This is a genomic window from Pseudomonas sp. O39 (genome assembly GCF_045447295.1).
GTDB classification, from domain to species: Bacteria; Pseudomonadota; Gammaproteobacteria; order Pseudomonadales; family Pseudomonadaceae; genus Aquipseudomonas; species Aquipseudomonas antarctica_A.
Genome location: NZ_JBJGXV010000013.1, coordinates 16424 through 35954, shown reverse-complemented (window position 1 = coordinate 35954; position 19531 = coordinate 16424). Strand labels below are relative to the sequence as shown.

Genomic DNA, 19531 nt, shown 5'->3' with positions numbered 1-19531 from the left:
GTTAGATGATCATGCAATTGCATTTGTCATGATGAGGATGAAGAGGTTCTGGCATGGTCAATCTGCTGATCCAGGTGCTGACACTGATAAGTGGCCTGGTTGTTAACTTTGTGATTCCTGGACTTTACGGTTTGGAAGCGTATGGCGCATTTATCAAGGCCAACGTATTGGTATTTTTATTTCAGAAGCTCTTGGACATTGTCAACGAACAGCTGATTGCCAGTGTGGAAGCCGAGTACATTCTGATGACCTCGCTATTTATAGCGGTGCTGATTTTTTTACTGTTCAGCGCTGTGAATCTGATTGATCACATTGGCAACCCGATTCTGCTTGGGGTGATGCTGCTGAGTTCGGCCTGCCTGCTCTCGCTGTTCGGGTTGCGCTTGCAGCGCTGGATCGTCGGCTATCTGGTTATATTCCTCTTTGTTTTCTTCACACTCCTCTTTATCAGCTACCAACAGATAGTGCCGCTGACCATCGTCGACATATTGATCCTGACCAATTTGATTCCGTGCCTGTTTGCAGTGGCGGTGCTGTTTTCCAATGGTGCGAAACTGCCCGTCGGCAAACAGCTCTTGCAGGCCTGCCAGCGGGTCCTGTTGCTGTTACCCAAAATGATATCCATCACCTTGGTGTTCAACCTGTTCACAAACATCCTGCCTTTCATTCTTTCGAAGAGCCTGCCCGTGCGCGACCTTGGATTGTTCCGGGTGATTGTCTCGATTATTCAATCAGCGACCAGCCTGTTCCCCATCAATGTCAGGGCAATCTTTGTCGCATTCGTCTCGGGCGGGCAACGCCAGACGCAATATAGAATCATCAGCTCAGTCGCTATTTTCTACTTCGCACTGGTAGGGCTTTCCGGTTACGCGGCTGTTTGGCTGTTCCCTCGGTATTCGGCCTACCTGGTGATGCTGCCCTGCCTGCCGGTCTTGTACTGGGCGGTCGTTACGGAGCGATACCTGGTCGCCTCCGGCCTGCACCGTAAAGTCATTGTGGCCAACCTGATCATTGCCCCGCTGGCAATCGCGGGCATGCTCCTGTTTGTTCAAGACCTGAAACAGGCCGAGTTGTTTTACGCCATAGGGTTCTCGGCCTACTTGTTATTCCTGCATGTAACCTGCCGCCCAGGTATTTGGTTGCCGGTGGTTTTCTGGGTCGCCTTGATTTCGCCATTGGCGATCTTTTTGACGGACTTCAGCTTGATCTGGGCCGCACTGTATATGTGCTCGATCATGATCATTGCAGTAGTAGCCCTACGGCTTCGGCCCGCAGACCTTCGCACGTTGAGGTTTTAACCGTGAACGCAGTAAAACTATATCGAGTTGGCAACTGGCTGCACCGGCATCGAGTACCGGTGTTACCGGGCCTCGTTCGAAATGTGATTTTCCTCCTGTTCAACTCATACATTCCGATCTCCGCAACGATCGGTAAGGGCACGATCTTCGCGTATGGCGCCATTGGCGTGGTACTTCATGCGAATGCAAAAGTGGGCGAAGGCTGTGTCCTGGGCCAAGGCATCACCATCGGTGCCGCTGAGGGCTATGTCACCAGCGCGATCAATCGCTGCCCAGTCATCGGCGACAACTGCTACCTGGGAGCTGGGGCAAAAATCATTGGTGATATCACCATTGGAAACAACTGCCAAATTGGAGCTTCGGCGGTCGTATTGAAAGACGTGCCTGATAACTCAATCGTTGTGGGGATACCGGCCAAGGTGGTCGGGCAAACGGCCAGTGACTATAAAGCCATACGCCCCTGATATGAATAATGGAGCACCGCAATGAGTCACAATGACGGCGTCAAAAATAGTATGGCGATCGCGGCCGCAGCGCTCATTGCCATTTTATTTATGCAGGAGCCTGGCGTTCTTTTCTACATTGCAATTATCGGCAGCGCTTTATTGGTATTAACGGCCATCACCTCGCCTTGGCTGGGTTTATTGGCGCTATTCCCCTTGGCGTTCGCACTACGACCAGCGCCACCGTCTGTGGGCGCTCAGGAAATGGCGTTTGCCGCCCTGCTAATGGTGGTATTCCTCAGCGCATTGATAGAACTGCTTCGCGCACAAGGGCTCAGGTCGGTCTTGCGATTATTCGCCGCGCCACTGCTGATAGGGTTGGGCGTTCTGGCTCTCAACCTTGCCACAGCGATGTATAACCATGTTGCCCTGGCTGATTGGATCAGGGGGGTTGTGCCCTTTCTGTTTATCTATGCGCTGATCCCGGTCTGCGCACTGGTCGGCCGCAAAGAAAGCAACATTCGCTGGCTCGGCGCGTCGGTGGGAACCCTGATTTTATTGACCGCAGGCTATATCGTTTTTTATTACTTCTATCACGGTTTGTGGCAATCGTACTGGACCATTCTGGTCAATGGGGAAATGGTCAGGATTCCTCACGAAGAAGCGCTACTCAACGCCCACGCATTGGGACCGATGCATGATCGCATCACCATGGTAGTAGCCCAGGCAACAGACGCGATACTGCCTCTGGGCATGGTGGTCGGCTATGTAGTCAGCTCGTCGATACCTGACAGACGGATCGTTTTGGTCAGCAGCTTCATGTCGCTGCTGTGCATGGCCGCCGTGCTGATCACGTTCACACGAAGCATGTTGATCAGTGGGCTTTTATGCATTGGTTTGTTCTCGCTCTACACCTTTTTCGCGCACAAACGCCTACGGCTGAAAGTGGCATTAAGTATCGTCACTCAAGCCCTGTTTGGCCTTGCGTTTATTTTCGCCACCGGCATGGAAGATATATGGCTTGGACGCATGAATTCACTGGCGCAGACCGCACTGCCCATAGCGACTTCATCCATTGAGTCTATCGGCACGCACAACCCGCAAGCTGACGTGCTGCCATCGGTGCCCTCCAACGTAGCCATCAATGAAGATGCGCAGCAGCCGCAGCCTGAGCCTGTAGCTAAAGAGAAGCAGGACTTCAACGTGTCCTCCCGGGTTCAGGAATATAAGATCGCCTGGAAGATGTTCCAGGATCACCCTGTGCTGGGAAATGGCATCGGCGCCAAGCACGAGATGCGCTGGGAGAGACCAAACGGTAGCTCATTCACGGAGTCGGTTGGCTATATCCATAACTGGCCACTGTACATGTTAATGGTCGGTGGCGTTGTGGGGCTGCTCCTGTACACCCTCATTCTGTGTGCCCCGGTTGTATTCCGATTGAGCGCTATAAAATCCGACCCCACGCACCTGGCCGTGATTCGGACGGCGGTCATGACGATGGCAATCTATGGCTTGTTTTTCGCAGTATTTCGCCTGATTTCTTTCAACTTGCTGCTCGCAGTAGCTTGGGGTGTGATGCTGGCGCACAAGCATTCAACACACGTGATGGATATCGCGCAGTCCGACAGTCATACAGCGCCATCTTCCAATGCCAAAGTCACTGCGGGAACGGTCGTCAAAGACACTAAGGAGACGTGGGTATAATGTGCGGCCTCAGCTTTTTTGCAGTTAAACTCGGCGTACCCGAGACCCAGGCTCAAATGGAAAAAAGCCTGGAAGTTACCCGGCATCGTGGCCCGGACGCGTCTGGCACATATTTCGCCAGCGTCGCAGACTATCAAGTAGGCCTCGGGCATAACAGGCTCAGCATTCTGGACTTGTCACCGACTGGCAGCCAGCCGATGTTTGCAGGTAATGGTGTCAGCATCGTGTTCAATGGTGAGGTATTTAACCATCACGCATTGCGCCAGCAACTGGTCGAAAAAGGCTACACCTTCAAAGGCACCTCCGATACCGAAGTCATCCTGCAACTGTATGTGGAATACAAAGAGCAGGCCTTTGCACGGCTTCAAGGCATGTTCACGTTCGTCATATTGGATGAACCGCGCAAGAAAACCTTTCTGGTCAGGGACGTCGCGGGGATCAAGCCCGTGTATTGCTACTCCGGCGCCGATGGTTTCTACGCCTGCTCAGAAATTCGCGGACTGAAATGCTTTTCGCAAGTGACCACCGACATCGATCAACATGATGTCTTTGAGTTCTTTAATAACGGTTTCCTTTACGAACCAAACACCGGCTACAAAGCCATCAAAAAGTTGATGCCTGGCAGCTATCTCGAGTTCGACCTGGCAACGGGTAACACGACGTCCCAGCGTTACCAGAACGTGATGAACTTCAGCACCGGGCATAGCCTTGCAGACGATGTGCGCTCTGCAGTGACGCGCCAATTAGAGGCGGACGTTCCGGTCGGCGTTTTTTTCAGCGGTGGCGCGGACTCCAGCATCCTGGCAAGTTACACCGGGGATACTGATTTATTTTTTGCAAAGTATGACGCGACGGACGACTCCGTTATCGACATGAAGTTTTCCGCCAACATCGCCGAGCACCTTGGCAAAAAGCTAGTCATTACAGAGATTCTCGACTCAAAAACCAATCCGTTCGAGTCAATCGACTTTGTCGCTGCCAATACCGAAGAACTCGTATCGGACTACACGTTCTGGGCGACCTACCGCTTGTCCTCTGAAGCCAGAAAAAGTGGGTACACCGTCATGCTCAGTGGCATGGGCGGCGATGAAGCGTTTGCAGGGTATCCACGCTACACCGTATTGAAACATCACAGGTTGATTCGGTTGCTATATCCCTTATTAAGCGCACTGTTGAAACTCAAACTATTTCCAAAGCGCCTCGACAAGAAATTTGAGCGGCTGGTGTCTTATGCTCAGGAAAACTACTGGCCCCTGGCGTATTCACGCATGCTGGGGTATTTCTCTCGCCAGGAGTTGAAAGGTTTTTTCCGCGATTACAACGAGTTGGAGCAACACTACAAACAACGCTTGGCCGGTGTACTGGCTCAGTATACGGGTGCCCCTGAAGACAAAGTGAAATGCGCACAGCACTTTGACCAAACAGGCTTCTTGAGCCATAACTTGAGCGTCTCGGACAAGGCGAGCATGTTGGCCAGTATCGAACTGCGCGTCCCCCTGCTGGACGAGCGCGTCGTTGCAAACGGCCTGAATACCTCGAGTGCTGACTTGCTCAGGGGCGGTGCGACCAAGGCACCGCTCAAGCGCCTCTTGAAAAGCCTGCTACCCGCATCTTTAGTCGAACGCCCGAAGACGGGCTTCAACCCACCGCTCGATGGAATTATTCAGGGGATAGGCCCAGAACGCCTGCTCGCAGAGTTTGAACGCATCTACAGGTACATAGCCCACGATGAAGTGAAAAAACTAGTGAGTCATCATTTTTCAGGCAGTGTTAACAACACCTACAAACTGTGGCAGATGTTGTACTTCGAGCGCTGGCTGAAAATAAATTTTCCATAAAACACCGTCAGACGACACTCACTACCCTACTGCCAAGTGGCTTTCATGAGCAGGACGTTGATGCACCGGATCACTAAGCTCTACCACACTGTCAAAATGCTTCGATTGAAGCAGATTGTTTACCGTCTTTACTATCGCTTCGCTAAGGTTCGGCCATTTTTGGCGCACGGTTTTACCCTTCGCCCCGCGGTTAAACTGGCGAAGCCTCCTGCCTGGAGTGCTTCGCGCTTCAACGCGGATGAGCAATTTGAGTTCATGGGGCTGACGGCGTCGATTGACTGGCACGATGAAACGCGGCCGAAAATCTGGCAATACAACCTGCATTACCTGGATCATTTAGCGTCATCAGGCCCGGCCCGCATAGGTTTCGACAAGCGCTTGGTGAATAGCTGGATTGCGAGCAACCCACCCTTCAATGGGTGTGGCTGGGAACCTTATACGCTCTCTTTGCGCATCGTGAACCTGCTCAAGTGGCTGCAGCAACAGCCAACTCTGGAACCTCACTGGCTTGATAGCCTGGCTACGCAGGCCCATGCTCTGTCCCAACAGGTCGAATATCACATCCTCGCGAACCATTTGTTCGTGAATGGCAAAGCACTGGTGTTTGCCGGGAGCTTTCTGGGCGGCGTACAGGCTGACAGCTGGTTATCCAAAGGTCTGAAGATCCTCGATGAGGAAACCAAGGAGCAGTTCCTCAAGGACGGTGCGCACTTCGAACTTTCCCCCATGTACCACGCGTCCCTTCTTTGGGATATGTGCGACTTGCTGAACCTGGCCATTCACTCGGAACTGCCGGAACTGAATAAGCGCCAGAACGCCTGGAAGCGCCTGATTGAGGAAGGCCTGGTCTGGTTACGCAGCCTCCAGCACCCGGATGGAGGCATTCCGTTTTTCAATGACTCGGCATTCGGAATTGCGCCGACGCTGCTCGATATAGAGGCCTACGCGTTTGAATTGGGGTGCCGTGCGCAGGCTGTCACGCCCAACACTGCGGGGGTTACAGCCGAACACAAGACTGAAAGTGGCTACGTGGCGATCAATTTCGGCGACCAGTGCAAGGCGCTGTTGAACCTCGCTCAAGTTGCGCCTGACTACCAACCTGGCCACACCCACGCAGACACCCTCAGCTTCGAACTCAGCCTGTTTGGACAGCGCGTTTTCGTCAACTCCGGGACCTCACAATACGGCGAAGGCGCAGAACGTCATCGTCAGCGCAGTACGGCAGCGCACAACACAGTCGAAGTGAATGGTGAAAGCTCATCTGAAGTATGGGCCGGTTTCCGGGTCGCCCGACGCGCACGCACTACCTTGGGCAAGTTCGAAAAAACAGGCGATACCGTAATCATCAGCGCCAGTCATGACGGCTACCTGCGCTTGCCTGGGGAAAACCTGCATGTGCGCGAGTGGGTCGCGATGGCCGGTGAGTTGCAGGTAATAGATTGCGTTTCGGGTCAATTCGATAGAGCGGTGTCGAGGCTATTTTTACACCCCGATATCAGCGCTGTTCAAAAGGGCAACACCGTCACGATCACCCTGCCCGGCGGTCAGGTCGCTGTCGCGACACTAGAGGGCGCGAGCCGTATCAATGTGGTGTCTTCCACATGGCACCCGGAATTCGGCAAGTCTGTCCCCAACCAGTGCATCGTCGCTGAAATGTCGACAGACAGACTGACCACCTGCATAACTTGGTGAGGTGTATTTGAAACTTTTAATCCTGAGCTTTTACTATCAGCCTGATCTTTCAGCCGGCTCATTTCGCACGACTGCATTGGTGAATGCACTCCTGGAGCAACTCCCCTGCGACGCCCATATCGAGTTGATTACAACCCTGCCAAACCGCTACAGCTCCTTCAGCAGTGAGGCCCCCGAGTTGGAGGAGCACCCACGGCTGACCATTCGCCGAATCGCTTTACCCGCCCACAAGAGCGGGATGGTCGATCAGGCCAAAGCTTTTCTGGTCTACGCCAACGCCGCACGCAAGGTTGTGCGAAACCAACAATACGATCTCATTTACGCGACGTCTTCGCGCCTGATGACCGCGACACTTGGGGCGCTGATCGCACGCACAAAACGGGCGCCGCTCTACTTGGATATACGCGATATTTTCGTTGATACAATCAACGATGTATTGTCCAGGAAAAAGGTCTGGTTACTTAATCCAGCACTGTCAATGATTGAACGCTTTACTATTCATTCGGCGAAAAAGGTCAATCTCGTCTCCGCAGGCTTTCTTCCTTACTTCACATCACGCTACCCCAACCAATGCTACTCGACCTTTACAAACGGCATTGATGACGAGTTTCTTGATGCGCAACCGGCCGCAGAAAAAATCGAGCCCAACCCGGTGCGGGTCGTTGTATATGCCGGGAATATCGGTGAAGGTCAGGGGCTGCACAACATTATTCCCCAGCTCGCCAAACAGCTTGAAGGGCGGCTGCGATTCAAGGTGATCGGCGATGGCGGCCGAATCGGACTGCTGAAAGAAGCCATTGCCACTCACGGCTGTACCAACGTTGAACTCTTGAAACCGGTCAAGCGCGATCAATTGATCGAGACTTATCAGTCGGCGGATGTGCTTTTCCTGCATCTGAATGACCACGATGCCTTCCGCAAGGTCTTGCCATCGAAAATGTTTGAATATGCAGCATTGGGCAAGCCGATCTGGGCGGGTATCTCCGGTTACGCCGCCAGTTTTGTATCCGAGCATATTGAAAACGCTGCAGTCTTTGCACCGTGCCATGTAGCCGCTGCTGTCCAGTCTTTCGAAACACTGAACATTATGACGCGCCCACGCCATGCCTTTGTCGAGCGCTTTGCTCGTGAACGTATCATGCGCGAAATGTCGAAAGACGTTCTTTCACTCACAGGAACTCCTTGATTATGCAAATCCTCCTGACGGGAGCGAGCGGCTTTGTTGGTAGCGGGTTAATCGTGCCACTGCTTGAACAACACCACTCAATTACTGCCGCTGTACGCGTGTTCAAGACCGATCTCGATCCGCGCGTCAAACAGAGCATTGTTAGTGGGCTCTCCGCTGAGCAGGATTGGCAGATGTTGCTCAAGGACCAGAACTCGGTGATTCATCTGGCGGCCCGGGTCCACGTCATGAGTGACCCCTCCACCGACCCACTGGCCGAATACCGGCGAGTCAACGTCGAAGGCACCCTTAACCTGGCCCGCCAAGCCGCCGCCGCTGGCGTCAAGCGCTTCATCTTTATCAGCTCGATCAAGGTCAATGGGGAGAGCACAACGACGGGCACGCCGTACACAGCAGATGGTCCGACAACACCTACCGACCCCTACGGAATTTCCAAAAAGGAAGCTGAACAAGGCCTGCGAGCGTTAGCATCCGAAACCGGCATGGAGGTGGTGATCATTCGCCCCGTACTGGTTTACGGGCCAGGGGTTCGCGCGAACTTTCTCAGCATGATGCGCTGGCTGTATAAAGGCCTGCCCTTGCCCTTTGGTGCCATAAACAACCGAAGAAGCCTGGTTGCGCTGGACAACCTGGTTGATTTGATTGTGACGTGCACCGAGCACCCTGCCGCGGCCAATCAAACCTTCCTGGTCAGTGACGGGGAGGATCTTTCGACCACAATGCTCTTGCGTCGCATGGCAACAGCCTTGGGCAAGCCTGCACGCCTGCTTCCTGTGCCGAGCGTGTTGCTGGAGACCGGCGCCACTGCGCTGGGACGCAGGGCGCTCGCTCAACGGTTATGTAGTTCCCTGCAGGTCGATATCAGCAAGACGCGCGAGCTGCTGGGCTGGACACCGCCGAGTAGCGTTGACCAGGCACTGCGTAAAACAGGTAAGTACTTTTTGGAACTGCAAACTCAATGAATATCTGGTGGCTATTACCGGCGGTTACGATTGTCGCACTGCTTTTGACTGGGGCTTTACGCCATTACGCGCTGTCTCGAAGCCTGATCGACATCCCGAATGCGCGCAGTTCGCACGTCGTACCCACACCCAGGGGCGGTGGCGTCTCGATCGTCGTCAGCTTTTTGTTAGCGTTGCTCCTGACCGCCAGCATGGGACTGATAGCCTGGCCGCTCACATGGGCACTATTGGGCGCTGGAACTGGCATTGCGATATTGGGGTTCCTCGACGACCATGGCCACATCAGCGCACGCTGGCGCCTGCTTGGGCACTTTGTAGCCGCCGCCTGGGCACTCTTCTGGATCGGAGGTCTGCCGCCGCTGATGATCGCAGGGTTCACCATCAACTTGGGTTGGATCGGCCATTTGCTTGCAGCGGTCTACCTGGTATGGCTGCTGAACCTCTACAACTTCATGGATGGCATTGATGGAATAGCCAGCGTCGAGGCTATTTGCGTGTGCCTGGGCAGCGCACTGTTGTACTGGATTACAGGCCATAAACTTATCACGCTGACGCCTTTGTTGCTGTCGTTCGCAGTGGCCGGCTTTCTGTATTGGAACTTCCCTAAAGCGCGCATCTTCATGGGCGATGCAGGCAGTGGGTTCCTGGGCGTCACGCTTGGGGTGTTATCGCTGCAGGCGGCCTGGATCGAACCGCAGCAACTGTGGAGCTGGTTGATCCTGCTGGGCGTGTTTATCACTGACGCAACATGGACTCTGCTGCGCCGCCTGCTGAGAGGCGACAAGGTCTATGAAGCTCATCGCAGCCACGCTTACCAGTTCGCTTCCCGACAGTTCGGCAAACACCAGCCAGTAACCCTGGCGGTGGTGGCAATCAATATTTGCTGGCTTTTACCTATTGCGCTTCTGACGGGCAATGGCACAGTCGACGGCTTGTTGGGACTGCTGGTGGCCTATCTACCGCTGATAGCGTTGGCCGTGAAGTTCAAGGCTGGAGAGAAAGAACCGAACTAACCAGGTTCGAGGGGGCGGCGATCGCCTCCCCTTCACTCAACTGACGAGCAAGATCAAACCAAAGTCTTGCGTCGAGCTCTGGCCACCCAGGCCATCAGTGGGCCCACTACCATTCCGACCAACAATGCGACGATGACGAAAATGGAAACAGGTAACTGCGGCGCTGCCCAGCCAAGGAACTGCAGAGAAACCGATTGTTGATTTTCAAGTACAAATGCCACGACACCCAGCAAGAGCACCAGCAATACCAGCATTGCAATAACGCGCTTAACACTACTCATGACCTGCTCCCTTAACGAGTATCAAACCTCATCCTCGTCTTCGTTCACACGATCGCGCAACTCCTTGCCCGGCTTGAAGTGAGGCACAAACTTACCGTCGAGGCTGACGGATTGCCCGGTCTTCGGGTTACGACCTACACGCGGTGCGCGATAGTGCAAGGAGAAGCTACCAAACCCACGGATCTCAATTCGGTCTCCGGTAGCCAGACACTGGGACATCTGTTCGAGCATAGTCTTGATAGCCAGCTCTACATCCTTGGATGAAAGCAGCCCTTGATGGGTGACAATTCGTTCGATCAACTCCGACTTCGTCATATTTTTCCCTTCTTTTTCAAGCAGCTAGGAAAAGCGCTTCGAAGGTTTTAGCATGACTCGATGAATTTGAACAGCCCACCCAGCAACTTATCTGCAGCATGGGCAGACACCCGCAACACGTGCCTCGCAGCCTCAATTGCAGATCACCAGCATGGTGCGAGTAACTGCACCAGCGGGGTTCCAGCCGAACAGGTAGTCGCCCTCTTCGTCCTTGGCATCACTGGATCGCGTGACGACCTTGTAGCTCTGCATCTTGCATTCCCGAGCAGCGCGCTTCTCGCACTTATCCCAATTGCTGCCAAGGCCCGAGCAGTCGATCTCAATGCCACTAACGCCGCGCTTGGCGTGGGTTTTGGCGCTGGTGGCGGAGCAACCAGCAAGCATTAACACTGCGAAAAAAATGATAACCCTGTTCATTTAAATCCTTATTGAAACAACAACGCTGTAGCGCTTTTATGAAGAACTATAGCCAGTTCTGACACCCGGCTACGCACCTTGGTTCTCAATTGTTGATTCAACGAATTTCAGGCACAAAAAAGGGCGACCGAAGTCGCCCTTTTTAATGGTCGGACAGAACTTAGTTCTGTTTTTCCATCTGTGCACGCAGCAGGTCGCCCAGAGTGGTAGGACCAGCAGAAGGCTCAGACGAGGCTGGCTTGTCGCGCAGGCTCTGAATGGCTTCTTTCTCTTCGATCTCGTCTTTCGACTTGATGGAGAGCTGGATTACGCGGCTCTTGCGGTCAACGCTGATGATCTTGGCTTCTACTTCCTGGCCTTCTTTCAGAACGTTACGCGCGTCTTCAACGCGGTCACGGCTGATTTCGGAGGCTTTCAGAGTCGCTTCGATATCGTCGGCCAGAGTGATGATGGCGCCTTTAGCGTCAACTTCTTTCACTGTGCCCTTAACGATTGCGCCTTTGTCGTTCTCTTGAACGTACTCGGAGAACGGATCGCTTTCCAGTTGCTTGATACCCAGGGAGATGCGCTCGCGCTCTGGGTCAACCGACAGGATAACGGTGTCCAGCTCGTCGCCCTTCTTGAAACGACGAACAGCTTCTTCGCCAACTTCGTTCCAGGAGATGTCGGACAGGTGAACCAGGCCGTCGATGCCGCCGTCCAGACCAATGAAGATACCGAAATCGGTGATCGACTTGATGGTGCCGGAGATTTTATCGCCCTTGTTGAACTGGCCAGAGAAATCTTCCCATGGGTTAGATTTGCACTGCTTGATGCCGAGGGAGATACGACGACGCTCTTCGTCGATGTCCAGAACCATAACTTCCACTTCGTCGCCGACTTGTACGACTTTCGAAGGGTGGATGTTTTTGTTGGTCCAGTCCATTTCGGAAACGTGTACCAGGCCTTCCACGCCTTCTTCCAGCTCAGCGAAGCAGCCGTAGTCGGTCAGGTTGGTAACACGCGCGGTTACGCGAGTGCTTTCTGGGTAACGCGCTTTGATAGCAACCCATGGATCTTCGCCCAGCTGCTTCAAGCCCAGGGAAACGCGGTTACGCTCACGATCGTACTTCAGAACCTTGACATCGATCTCGTCGCCAACGTTGACGATTTCGGAAGGATGCTTGATACGCTTCCAAGCCATGTCGGTAATGTGCAGCAGGCCATCGACGCCACCCAGATCGACGAATGCGCCGTAATCGGTGAGGTTCTTGACGATACCTTTGACTTGTTGGCCTTCCTGCAGGGATTCCAGCAGAGCTTCACGCTCGGCGGAGTTCTCTGCTTCCAGGACGCTGCGACGGGAAACGACAACGTTGTTGCGCTTCTGGTCGAGCTTGATGACCTTGAATTCGAGTTCTTTGCCTTCCAGGTGCGTGGTGTCGCGCACTGGACGAACGTCGACCAAAGAACCTGGCAGGAACGCACGGATGCCGTTAACGTCGACAGTGAAGCCGCCTTTAACCTTACCGTTGATAACGCCCTTGACCACTTCTTCAGCTGCGAAGGCTGCTTCGAGAACAATCCAGCATTCAGCGCGCTTGGCTTTTTCACGGGACAGCTTGGTTTCACCGAAACCGTCTTCAACCGAGTCCAGAGCAACGTGAACTTCGTCACCGACATTGATAGTCAGGTCGCCAGCATCGTTGTAGAACTGTTCCAGCGGGATCAGAGCTTCAGACTTCAGACCAGCGTGAACGGTTACCCAGCGAGCTTGGTAATCGATATCAACGATAACACCGGTGATGATGGAGCCTGCCTGAAGGTTCAGGGTTTTTAGGCTTTCTTCAAAGAGTTCCGCAAAGCTTTCGCTCATTTTAATTCCTGTTGATAAGGGCGAAGAATACGCCCATCTCCACACCCCAGACGGTGTGGGTTAGTTTCAATTAGAAGAAGCACCGCAGGACTATGACTGGTCCCCTGCAGCCTTCTTGGTCACCCGGCGATATCGCGAATGGCGATTTCACTCAAGATGCGTTCCAGCACCTGCTCGATGGACAACTCCGTGGAATCCAGCTGTATGGCGTCAGCCGCCGGCTTGAGCGGGGCTACCGCACGCTGGGTATCACGCTCATCGCGTGCACGGATCTCATCTAGCAGACTCGACAGACTAACACCATCGACTTTGCCCTTCAACTGCAAGTAACGGCGGCGAGCCCGCTCCTCGGCGCTGGCGGTCAGGAAAATCTTCAACGGCGCATCCGGAAACACGACGGTGCCCATATCGCGGCCATCGGCCACCAGGCCCGGCGGCTCCTGAAAAGCCCGCTGGCGCTGCAGCAACGCGTCACGCACGGCCGGCAGCGCGGCAACCTGGGAAGCCCAGGAGCCGACTTGTTCGTTACGCAGGTCATCCGTCACATCATCCCCTTCCAGGATAATGCGCTGGGGATGACCTTCCGTCGCGCCGACGAACTGCACATCAAGATGCGCCGCCAGCAACTTCAAGGATTCTTCGTTGGTCAGGTCGACGCCATGGTTGCGTGCGGCAAATGCCAGCAGGCGGTACAGCGCGCCGGAATCCAGCAGGCACCAGCCCAGGCGCTTGGCCAGGATGCCGGCGATCGTGCCTTTGCCCGAGCCGCTCGGCCCGTCGATGGTAATCACCGGTGCTTTGATATTCACAATTGAGCCTCTTGGGCAACACGGATGCCGACTTGGGCACACAGTGTAAGAAAATTCGGAAAAGATGTAGCTACGTTGGCACAGTCACGGATACGAATCGGAGCGGTCGCCCGCAGGGAAGCCACGCTGAATGCCATGGCAATCCGGTGATCACCATGGGCAAGCACTTCACCGCCGCCCAGCAGGCCACCATCAATGATAATCCCATCAGGCGTCGGTTCACACTTCACGCCCAATGCCAGCAGACCGTCGGCCATGACCTGAATACGGTCAGACTCTTTGACCCGAAGCTCCTGGGCACCGCGCAATACCGTGCGCCCCGCAGCACACGCGGCGGCAACAAACAGCACCGGGAACTCATCAATAGCCAACGGCACCAACGCTTCGGGAATCTCGATCCCCTTTAGCGCAGCGGCACGCACCCGCAGGTCAGCCACCGGCTCACCGCCAACTTCCCGCAGGTTTTCCAGGGCGATGTCCGCCCCCATCAACCGCAGAATATCGATTACCCCGGTACGCGTCGGGTTGATACCGACATGCTCCAGCAGCAATTCGGAGCCTTCGGCAATCGACGACGCCACCAGGAAGAATGCCGAAGAGGAAATATCCCCTGGCACCTCTATATGCGTAGCTGTCAGCGCATGGCCAGATTCCACCGACGCCATCGCCCCCTCCACCACCACCGGGTAGCCGAAACCCCGCAGCATTCGCTCGGTGTGGTCACGGGTCGGCGCAGGCTCGATCACCGACGTTTTACCCTCGGCATACAACCCGGCAAGCAACAGACAGGATTTAACCTGAGCACTGGCCATCGGCAGCGCATAAGTAAACCCTTTCAAGGCCTGACCACCGCGAATAGTCAACGGCGGACGCCCCTGAGGTCCGGTTTCGATCACTGCCCCCATCTCCCGCAACGGGTCGGCCACGCGACTCATCGGGCGCTTGGACAGCGAAGCGTCACCCGTCAGGACACTGTCGAAGCTTTGCGCCGCCAGCAAGCCGGACAACAGGCGCATCGACGTCCCGGAGTTACCCAGGTAGATCGGCCCCGGCGCAGGCTTCAAGCCATGCAGGCCTACGCCATGAATGGTCACGCGCCCGTGGTGGGGCCCTTCAATCACGACACCCATGTCCCTAAATGCCTGCAACGTCGCGAGCGCATCCTCACCTTCGAGGAAACCTTCGATCTCGGTCACGCCATCGGCCAACGAACCCAGCATGATCGAGCGATGCGAGATCGACTTGTCGCCTGGCACCCGGATTTTCCCGCTCAAGCGGCCGCCCGGGTTGGCGAGAAAGTTCAGCTCATCGGCGTTCACTGCAGTTTCCATATAAGCCCGGCGAGCCAGGATCTTGCTGAAATGCTCACGCGCCACCCGCGCTCGAGTGAATACGCCCAATAATTGATGGCCATCCCCGGCATCGACCGCATCGCGCAAGGCATCGAGGTCACTGCGGAAGGTGTCCAGGGTGCGCAACACCGCTTCGCGATTGGCGAGGAAGATGTCGTGCCACATCACCGGGTCGCTGCCGGCAATCCGCGTGAAATCACGGAAGCCACCGGCGGCGTAGCGGAAAATGTCGAGGTTCTCGTTACGTTTGGCCAGGGAATCCACCAAACCAAACGCCAGTAAATGCGGCAAATGGCTGGTCGCCGCCAGCACTTCGTCGTGGCGCTCGACCTGCATATGCTCGACATCCGCACCCAGCTCGCGCCAAAGACGATCCACCACAGCCAACGCGGCCGGATCGGTTTGCTCAAGCGGCGTCAGGATCACCTTATGGCGACGGAACAGTTGCGCATTGGAGGCTTCCACCCCGCTCTGCTCGGAGCCGGCAATCGGATGGCCCGGTACAAAGCGCGCAGGCATGCCGCCAAAGGCCAGGTGCGCAGCGCGCACCACATTGCCCTTGGCACTGCCGACGTCCGTCAGGATCGCCTGCCCCAAGTCCATATCGGCCAGCAAGGCCAGCAACTTTTCCATCGCCAGAATTGGCACGGCGAGCTGGATCACATCAGCCCCCTGGCAAGCGACAGCCAGGTCAGCTTCACAGCGATCCACCACGCCCAACTCAACCGCCAGCTTGCGCGATTGCGGGTCCAGGTCAACACCGACCACTTCGCCACACAACCCGCTTTCACGCAGGCCTTTGGCGAAGGAGCCACCAATCAACCCCAGACCGACCACCACCAGGCGACCGATCATAGGCACAGCAGGTTGCAATGCAGTGACATCAACCACGAGCCAGAACCTTGGCCAACGCCTCCAGGAAGCGGGCGTTTTCTGCCGGCAAGCCAATGGTGATACGCAGGTGGTTCGGCATGCCGTAGTTGGCCACCGGGCGCACGATCACGCCTTCGCGCAGCAGGCCCTGGAACACAGGCGCGGCCACTTGGCCAAGGTCGACGCAAATGAAGTTGCCCTTGGAAGGGATCCAGCCCAGCCCCAGCTCACGGAAACCTTCCTGCAGTTGCAGCATGCCGGTTTCATTGATGCGACGACTTTCTTCGAGGTACTCGGCATCCTTCACCGCCGCACAGGCTGCCGCCAGGGCAAGGCTGTTGACGTTGAACGGTTGGCGCACGCGGTTCAGCACGTCGGCAACCACCGCGGTGGACAAGCCGTAACCGACCCGCAGCGACGCCAGGCCATAGGCCTTGGAGAAAGTGCGCGACACCAGCAGGTTGGGGTAAGCCGCGAGGAAATCCAGGCCATCCGGCAGGTCGCTGCCTTCGGCGTACTCGATGTAGGCCTCGTCCAGCACCACCAGCACATGCTCCGGCACGTCTTGCAGGAAGTCGTTCAGCGCCTGAGCGTCGAACCAGGTACCGGTCGGGTTGTTCGGGTTGGCGATAAACACCACGCGGGTTTGCGCGTCGATGGCTGCCAGCATGGCCGGCAGGTCATGCCCCCAGTCCTTGGCGGGAATAACACGCGCGTCGGCACCGACCGCCTGCGTCACGATCGGATAGACGGCGAACGCGTGCTCGCTGAACACCGCGTTCAGGCCAGGCGCCAGATAGGCGCGGCCGACCAGCTCAAGAATGTCGTTGGAGCCGTTACCCAGGGTCACCTGGTTCAGCTCAACCCGGCAGTTTTCGGCCAGCAGGGACTTGAGGGCAAAACCATTGCCGTCCGGGTAGCGGGTCAGCTCGGCCAACGCCTCATGAATCGCCGCCAACACCTTTGGGCTCGGGCCCAACGGGTTTTCGTTACTGGCCAGCTTTACGATCCTGGACGGGTCCAGGTTCAACTCACGCGCCAGCTCGTCCACAGGCTTGCCCGGCACGTAAGGCGACAGTTGTTGCACGCCCGGCTGAGCCAGGGCGAGGAAGTTGCCACTCATGTTAAAGCCTCACAAAACCGCTTTCGGGTAAGAGCCCAGCACCTTGAGTGCCACGGCTTCCTGACTGATTTTCTCCAGCACACCTTTAACCAGTGGGTCGCGGTGGTGGCCGACGAAGTCGATAAAGAACACATACGTCCATTTACCGCTGCGCGAAGGGCGTGTCTCGATTCGCGTCAGGTCAATCCCGTTATCGTGGAACGGCACCAGCAGCTCATGCAGCGCACCGGGCTTGTTGCTCATGGAGACGATGATCGAAGTCTTGTCGTCGCCGGTAGGCGGCACTTCCTGGCTGCCGATCATCAGGAAACGCGTGGAGTTGTCCGGGCGATCCTCGATTTTCTCGGCCAGGCGCGTCAGGCCATACAGGCCAGCGGCCATATCGCCGGCAATCGCCGCCGAATTCCACTCACCCTTGACCCGCTTGGCCGCTTCGGCGTTGCTGGACACCGCCACGCGCTCGACATTCGGGTAATGCGCGTCCAGCCACTTACGGCATTGAGCCAGCGATTGAGCGTGGGAATAGATCCGGCTGATGCTGTCGGTCTTGGTGTTCTCGCCCACCAGCAAGTGGTGGTGGATGCGCAACTCGACTTCGCCGCAGATCACCATGTCGTGCTCAAGGAAGCTGTCCAGCGTGTGGTTGACTGCGCCTTCGGTGGAGTTTTCCACCGGCACCACGCCAAAATTCACCGCACCGGCCGCCACTTCACGGAACACTTCGTCGATCGCCGCCATTGGCTTGCTGATCACGGCGTGGCCGAAGTGCTTCATGGCCGCCGCTTGGGTGAAGGTGCCTTCAGGGCCGAGATACGCCACTTTCAGTGGCTGCTCCAGCGCCAGGCACGACGACATGATTTCACGGAACAACCGCGCCATCTCCTCGTTGCCCAGCGGGCCCTGGTTGCGCTCCATTACGCGCTTGAGCACCTGGGCTTCGCGCTCAGGCCGGTAGAACACCGGCACTTCGCCTTCAGCCAGTGAGGCCATTTTTACCCGTGCTACTTCCTGGGCGCACCGCGCGCGCTCACTGATCAGTTCCAGGACTTTCTCATCCAGGCTGTCAATGCGTACGCGCAGGGCCTTGAGTTCTTGCTCAGACATTAGCCGTGTTCCTTTTCGAACTCTGCCATGTAGGAAATCAGCGCCTTGATGGCGTTGATATCGACAGCGTTGTAGATGGAGGCGCGCATGCCACCTACCGAACGGTGACCCTTGAGGTTCAGCAAGCCGCGCGCATCGGCACCGGCCAGGAATGGCTTGTCCAGACGGTCGTCAGCCAGGCGGAACGGTACGTTCATCCACGAGCGGTCGGTCAGGTTGATCGGGTTGCTGTACAAGCCGCTGGCGTCGATGAAGTCGTACAGCGTGCGCTTCTTCTCTTCGTTAAGCTTGCCCATGGCAGCCACGCCGCCCTGCTCTTTCAGCCACTCGAACACCAGGCCCGAGAGATACCATGCAAATGCCGGCGGGGTGTTGTACATCGAACCGTTATCGGCCGCGACCTTGTAGTTGAGCATGGTCGGGCACAGCGAGCGCGCACGACCCAGCAGGTCTTCACGGATGATGTTGACCAGGATACCGCTCGGGCCGATGTTCTTCTGCGCACCGGCGTAGATCATGCCGTATTGGGATACATCGATCGGGCGCGAGAGAATGTCCGAGGACATGTCGCACACCAACGGAACGTCACCCACTTCAGGCACCCAGTCGAATTCCAGGCCGCCGATGGTTTCGTTCGCTACGTAGTGAACGTAGGCCGCATCCTTCGACAACTTCCACTCGTTCTGACCCGGAATGGCGAAGTAGTCGTAAGGCTTGGCGGTGCCCGCCACATTGACATGACCGTAACGGGAGGCCTCTTCAATGGCCTTCTGGCCCCAGATACCGGTGTCGATATAGTCGGCAGTGCCGCCTTCCGGCAGCAGGTTCAGCGGCAGTTGGGCAAACTGCTGGCTTGCCCCGCCTTGCAGGAACAACACTTTGTAGTTGGAGGGGATGTCCAGCAAGTCGCGCAGATCCTGCTCGGCCTTGGTGGCAATGGACACGAACTCATCGCTGCGATGGCTCATTTCCATCACGGAGAGGCCTTTTCCATGCCAGTCGAGGAGTTCACCCTGCGCGCGCTGCAGGACTGCTTCAGGAAGCGCCGCGGGACCGGCACAGAAGTTATAGACTCTCTTGCTCACATCCAATCTCACTCTGATCTGGTGGTAGTCACACAAACATATCAGCCGACACCCGATCCAATGTGGGAGCGGGCTTGCTCGCGAAAGCGATCTAACAGGCGACATCTCTGGTGAATGTCAGTCCGCTTTCGCGAGCAAGCCCGCTCCCACACTAGATCTCCATGGCTGTCGATATTTCCGG

Annotated in this window: 17 protein-coding genes; 8 read left to right on the top strand and 9 right to left on the bottom strand. The window is 56.1% G+C overall.

Features of this window, described 5'->3' with window-relative positions; translation table 11 throughout:
- Nucleotides 1-53: 53 nt before the first annotated feature.
- From ACI77D_RS17480 to ACI77D_RS17445, 8 genes are read left to right on the top strand one after another with little or no spacing between them, the layout of a single operon-like run.
- Complete coding sequence (locus ACI77D_RS17480; RefSeq protein ID WP_407017130.1) at nucleotides 54-1298, top strand: hypothetical protein; 1245 nt, start codon at nucleotides 54-56, stop codon at nucleotides 1296-1298.
- Between the two features lie 2 nt (nucleotides 1299-1300).
- Complete coding sequence (locus tag ACI77D_RS17475; RefSeq protein ID WP_407017129.1) at nucleotides 1301-1762, top strand: serine O-acetyltransferase; 462 nt, start codon at nucleotides 1301-1303, stop codon at nucleotides 1760-1762.
- A 21-nt stretch (nucleotides 1763-1783) separates the two neighbouring features.
- Nucleotides 1784-3445, top strand: coding sequence for an O-antigen ligase family protein (locus ACI77D_RS17470; RefSeq protein ID WP_407017128.1), 1662 nt, complete (start codon nucleotides 1784-1786; stop codon nucleotides 3443-3445).
- Nucleotides 3445-5283, top strand: coding sequence for an asparagine synthase (glutamine-hydrolyzing) (asnB, locus tag ACI77D_RS17465; RefSeq protein WP_407017127.1), 1839 nt, complete (start codon nucleotides 3445-3447; stop codon nucleotides 5281-5283). The genes ACI77D_RS17470 and asnB overlap by 1 nt, the downstream gene beginning before the upstream one ends.
- A 45-nt stretch (nucleotides 5284-5328) precedes the next feature.
- Complete coding sequence (locus ACI77D_RS17460) at nucleotides 5329-6975, top strand: heparinase II/III family protein (RefSeq protein WP_407017126.1); 1647 nt, start codon at nucleotides 5329-5331, stop codon at nucleotides 6973-6975.
- Between the two features lie 7 nt (nucleotides 6976-6982).
- A complete protein-coding gene (locus tag ACI77D_RS17455) occupies nucleotides 6983-8161 on the top strand; it encodes a glycosyltransferase family 4 protein (protein ID WP_407017125.1) in 1179 nt (392 codons plus the stop codon).
- 2 nt (nucleotides 8162-8163) lie between these two features.
- Nucleotides 8164-9123, top strand: a complete 960-nt coding sequence (locus ACI77D_RS17450; protein ID WP_407017124.1) for a UDP-glucose 4-epimerase family protein — start codon at nucleotides 8164-8166, stop codon at nucleotides 9121-9123.
- Complete coding sequence (locus ACI77D_RS17445; protein ID WP_407017123.1) at nucleotides 9120-10136, top strand: MraY family glycosyltransferase; 1017 nt, start codon at nucleotides 9120-9122, stop codon at nucleotides 10134-10136. The genes ACI77D_RS17450 and ACI77D_RS17445 overlap by 4 nt, the downstream gene beginning before the upstream one ends.
- A 53-nt stretch (nucleotides 10137-10189) precedes the next feature.
- Here ACI77D_RS17445 and ACI77D_RS17440 read toward each other — a convergent pair whose 3' ends face one another.
- The 9 genes from ACI77D_RS17440 to serC form a co-directional block, all read right to left on the bottom strand.
- A complete protein-coding gene (locus ACI77D_RS17440; protein WP_407017122.1) occupies nucleotides 10190-10417 on the bottom strand; it encodes a LapA family protein in 228 nt (75 codons plus the stop codon).
- Between the two features lie 21 nt (nucleotides 10418-10438).
- Nucleotides 10439-10732, bottom strand: a complete 294-nt coding sequence (ihfB, locus tag ACI77D_RS17435) for an integration host factor subunit beta (RefSeq protein WP_003172657.1) — start codon at nucleotides 10730-10732, stop codon at nucleotides 10439-10441.
- Nucleotides 10733-10864: 132 nt separating this feature from the next.
- Nucleotides 10865-11149, bottom strand: a complete 285-nt coding sequence (locus ACI77D_RS17430; RefSeq protein ID WP_407017121.1) for a hypothetical protein — start codon at nucleotides 11147-11149, stop codon at nucleotides 10865-10867.
- Between the two features lie 160 nt (nucleotides 11150-11309).
- Nucleotides 11310-13004 carry a 30S ribosomal protein S1 gene (gene rpsA, locus ACI77D_RS17425; protein WP_064451489.1) on the bottom strand — a complete coding sequence of 565 codons (1695 nt, stop codon included), beginning with the start codon at nucleotides 13002-13004 and terminating at the stop codon, nucleotides 11310-11312.
- Nucleotides 13005-13123: 119 nt separating this feature from the next.
- Complete coding sequence (gene cmk, locus ACI77D_RS17420) at nucleotides 13124-13813, bottom strand: (d)CMP kinase (protein ID WP_016971485.1); 690 nt, start codon at nucleotides 13811-13813, stop codon at nucleotides 13124-13126.
- Nucleotides 13810-16020, bottom strand: coding sequence for a bifunctional prephenate dehydrogenase/3-phosphoshikimate 1-carboxyvinyltransferase (locus ACI77D_RS17415; RefSeq protein WP_407017170.1), 2211 nt, complete (start codon nucleotides 16018-16020; stop codon nucleotides 13810-13812). Before ACI77D_RS17415 ends, cmk begins: the two co-directional genes overlap by 4 nt.
- A gap of 28 nt (nucleotides 16021-16048) precedes the next feature.
- A complete protein-coding gene (hisC, locus tag ACI77D_RS17410) occupies nucleotides 16049-17161 on the bottom strand; it encodes a histidinol-phosphate transaminase (protein ID WP_064451488.1) in 1113 nt (370 codons plus the stop codon).
- A 9-nt stretch (nucleotides 17162-17170) separates the two neighbouring features.
- On the bottom strand, nucleotides 17171-18265 hold the full coding sequence (pheA, locus tag ACI77D_RS17405; RefSeq protein WP_064451487.1) for a prephenate dehydratase: 1095 nt from the start codon (nucleotides 18263-18265) through the stop codon (nucleotides 17171-17173).
- Nucleotides 18265-19350 (bottom strand): 3-phosphoserine/phosphohydroxythreonine transaminase, encoded by a 1086-nt coding sequence (serC, locus tag ACI77D_RS17400; RefSeq protein ID WP_407017120.1) that lies wholly within the window; start codon nucleotides 19348-19350, stop codon nucleotides 18265-18267. Before serC ends, pheA begins: the two co-directional genes overlap by 1 nt.
- Nucleotides 19351-19531: the final 181 nt, after the last annotated feature.

Coding starts and splice junctions, on each gene's coding strand:
- hisC (WP_064451488.1), bottom strand. CDS start 17,161: ATGAGTGGCAACTTCCTCGCCCTGGCTCAGCCGGGCGTGCAACAACTG.
- ACI77D_RS17440 (WP_407017122.1), bottom strand. CDS start 10,417: ATGAGTAGTGTTAAGCGCGTTATTGCAATGCTGGTATTGCTGGTGCTC.
- ACI77D_RS17415 (WP_407017170.1), bottom strand. CDS start 16,020: ATGATCGGTCGCCTGGTGGTGGTCGGTCTGGGGTTGATTGGTGGCTCC.
- ACI77D_RS17470 (WP_407017128.1), top strand. CDS start 1,784: ATGAGTCACAATGACGGCGTCAAAAATAGTATGGCGATCGCGGCCGCA.
- rpsA (WP_064451489.1), bottom strand. CDS start 13,004: ATGAGCGAAAGCTTTGCGGAACTCTTTGAAGAAAGCCTAAAAACCCTG.
- ACI77D_RS17460 (WP_407017126.1), top strand. CDS start 5,329: ATGAGCAGGACGTTGATGCACCGGATCACTAAGCTCTACCACACTGTC.
- asnB (WP_407017127.1), top strand. CDS start 3,445: ATGTGCGGCCTCAGCTTTTTTGCAGTTAAACTCGGCGTACCCGAGACC.
- pheA (WP_064451487.1), bottom strand. CDS start 18,265: ATGTCTGAGCAAGAACTCAAGGCCCTGCGCGTACGCATTGACAGCCTG.
- ACI77D_RS17445 (WP_407017123.1), top strand. CDS start 9,120: ATGAATATCTGGTGGCTATTACCGGCGGTTACGATTGTCGCACTGCTT.
- ACI77D_RS17450 (WP_407017124.1), top strand. CDS start 8,164: ATGCAAATCCTCCTGACGGGAGCGAGCGGCTTTGTTGGTAGCGGGTTA.
- ACI77D_RS17480 (WP_407017130.1), top strand. CDS start 54: ATGGTCAATCTGCTGATCCAGGTGCTGACACTGATAAGTGGCCTGGTT.
- ihfB (WP_003172657.1), bottom strand. CDS start 10,732: ATGACGAAGTCGGAGTTGATCGAACGAATTGTCACCCATCAAGGGCTG.
- ACI77D_RS17430 (WP_407017121.1), bottom strand. CDS start 11,149: ATGAACAGGGTTATCATTTTTTTCGCAGTGTTAATGCTTGCTGGTTGC.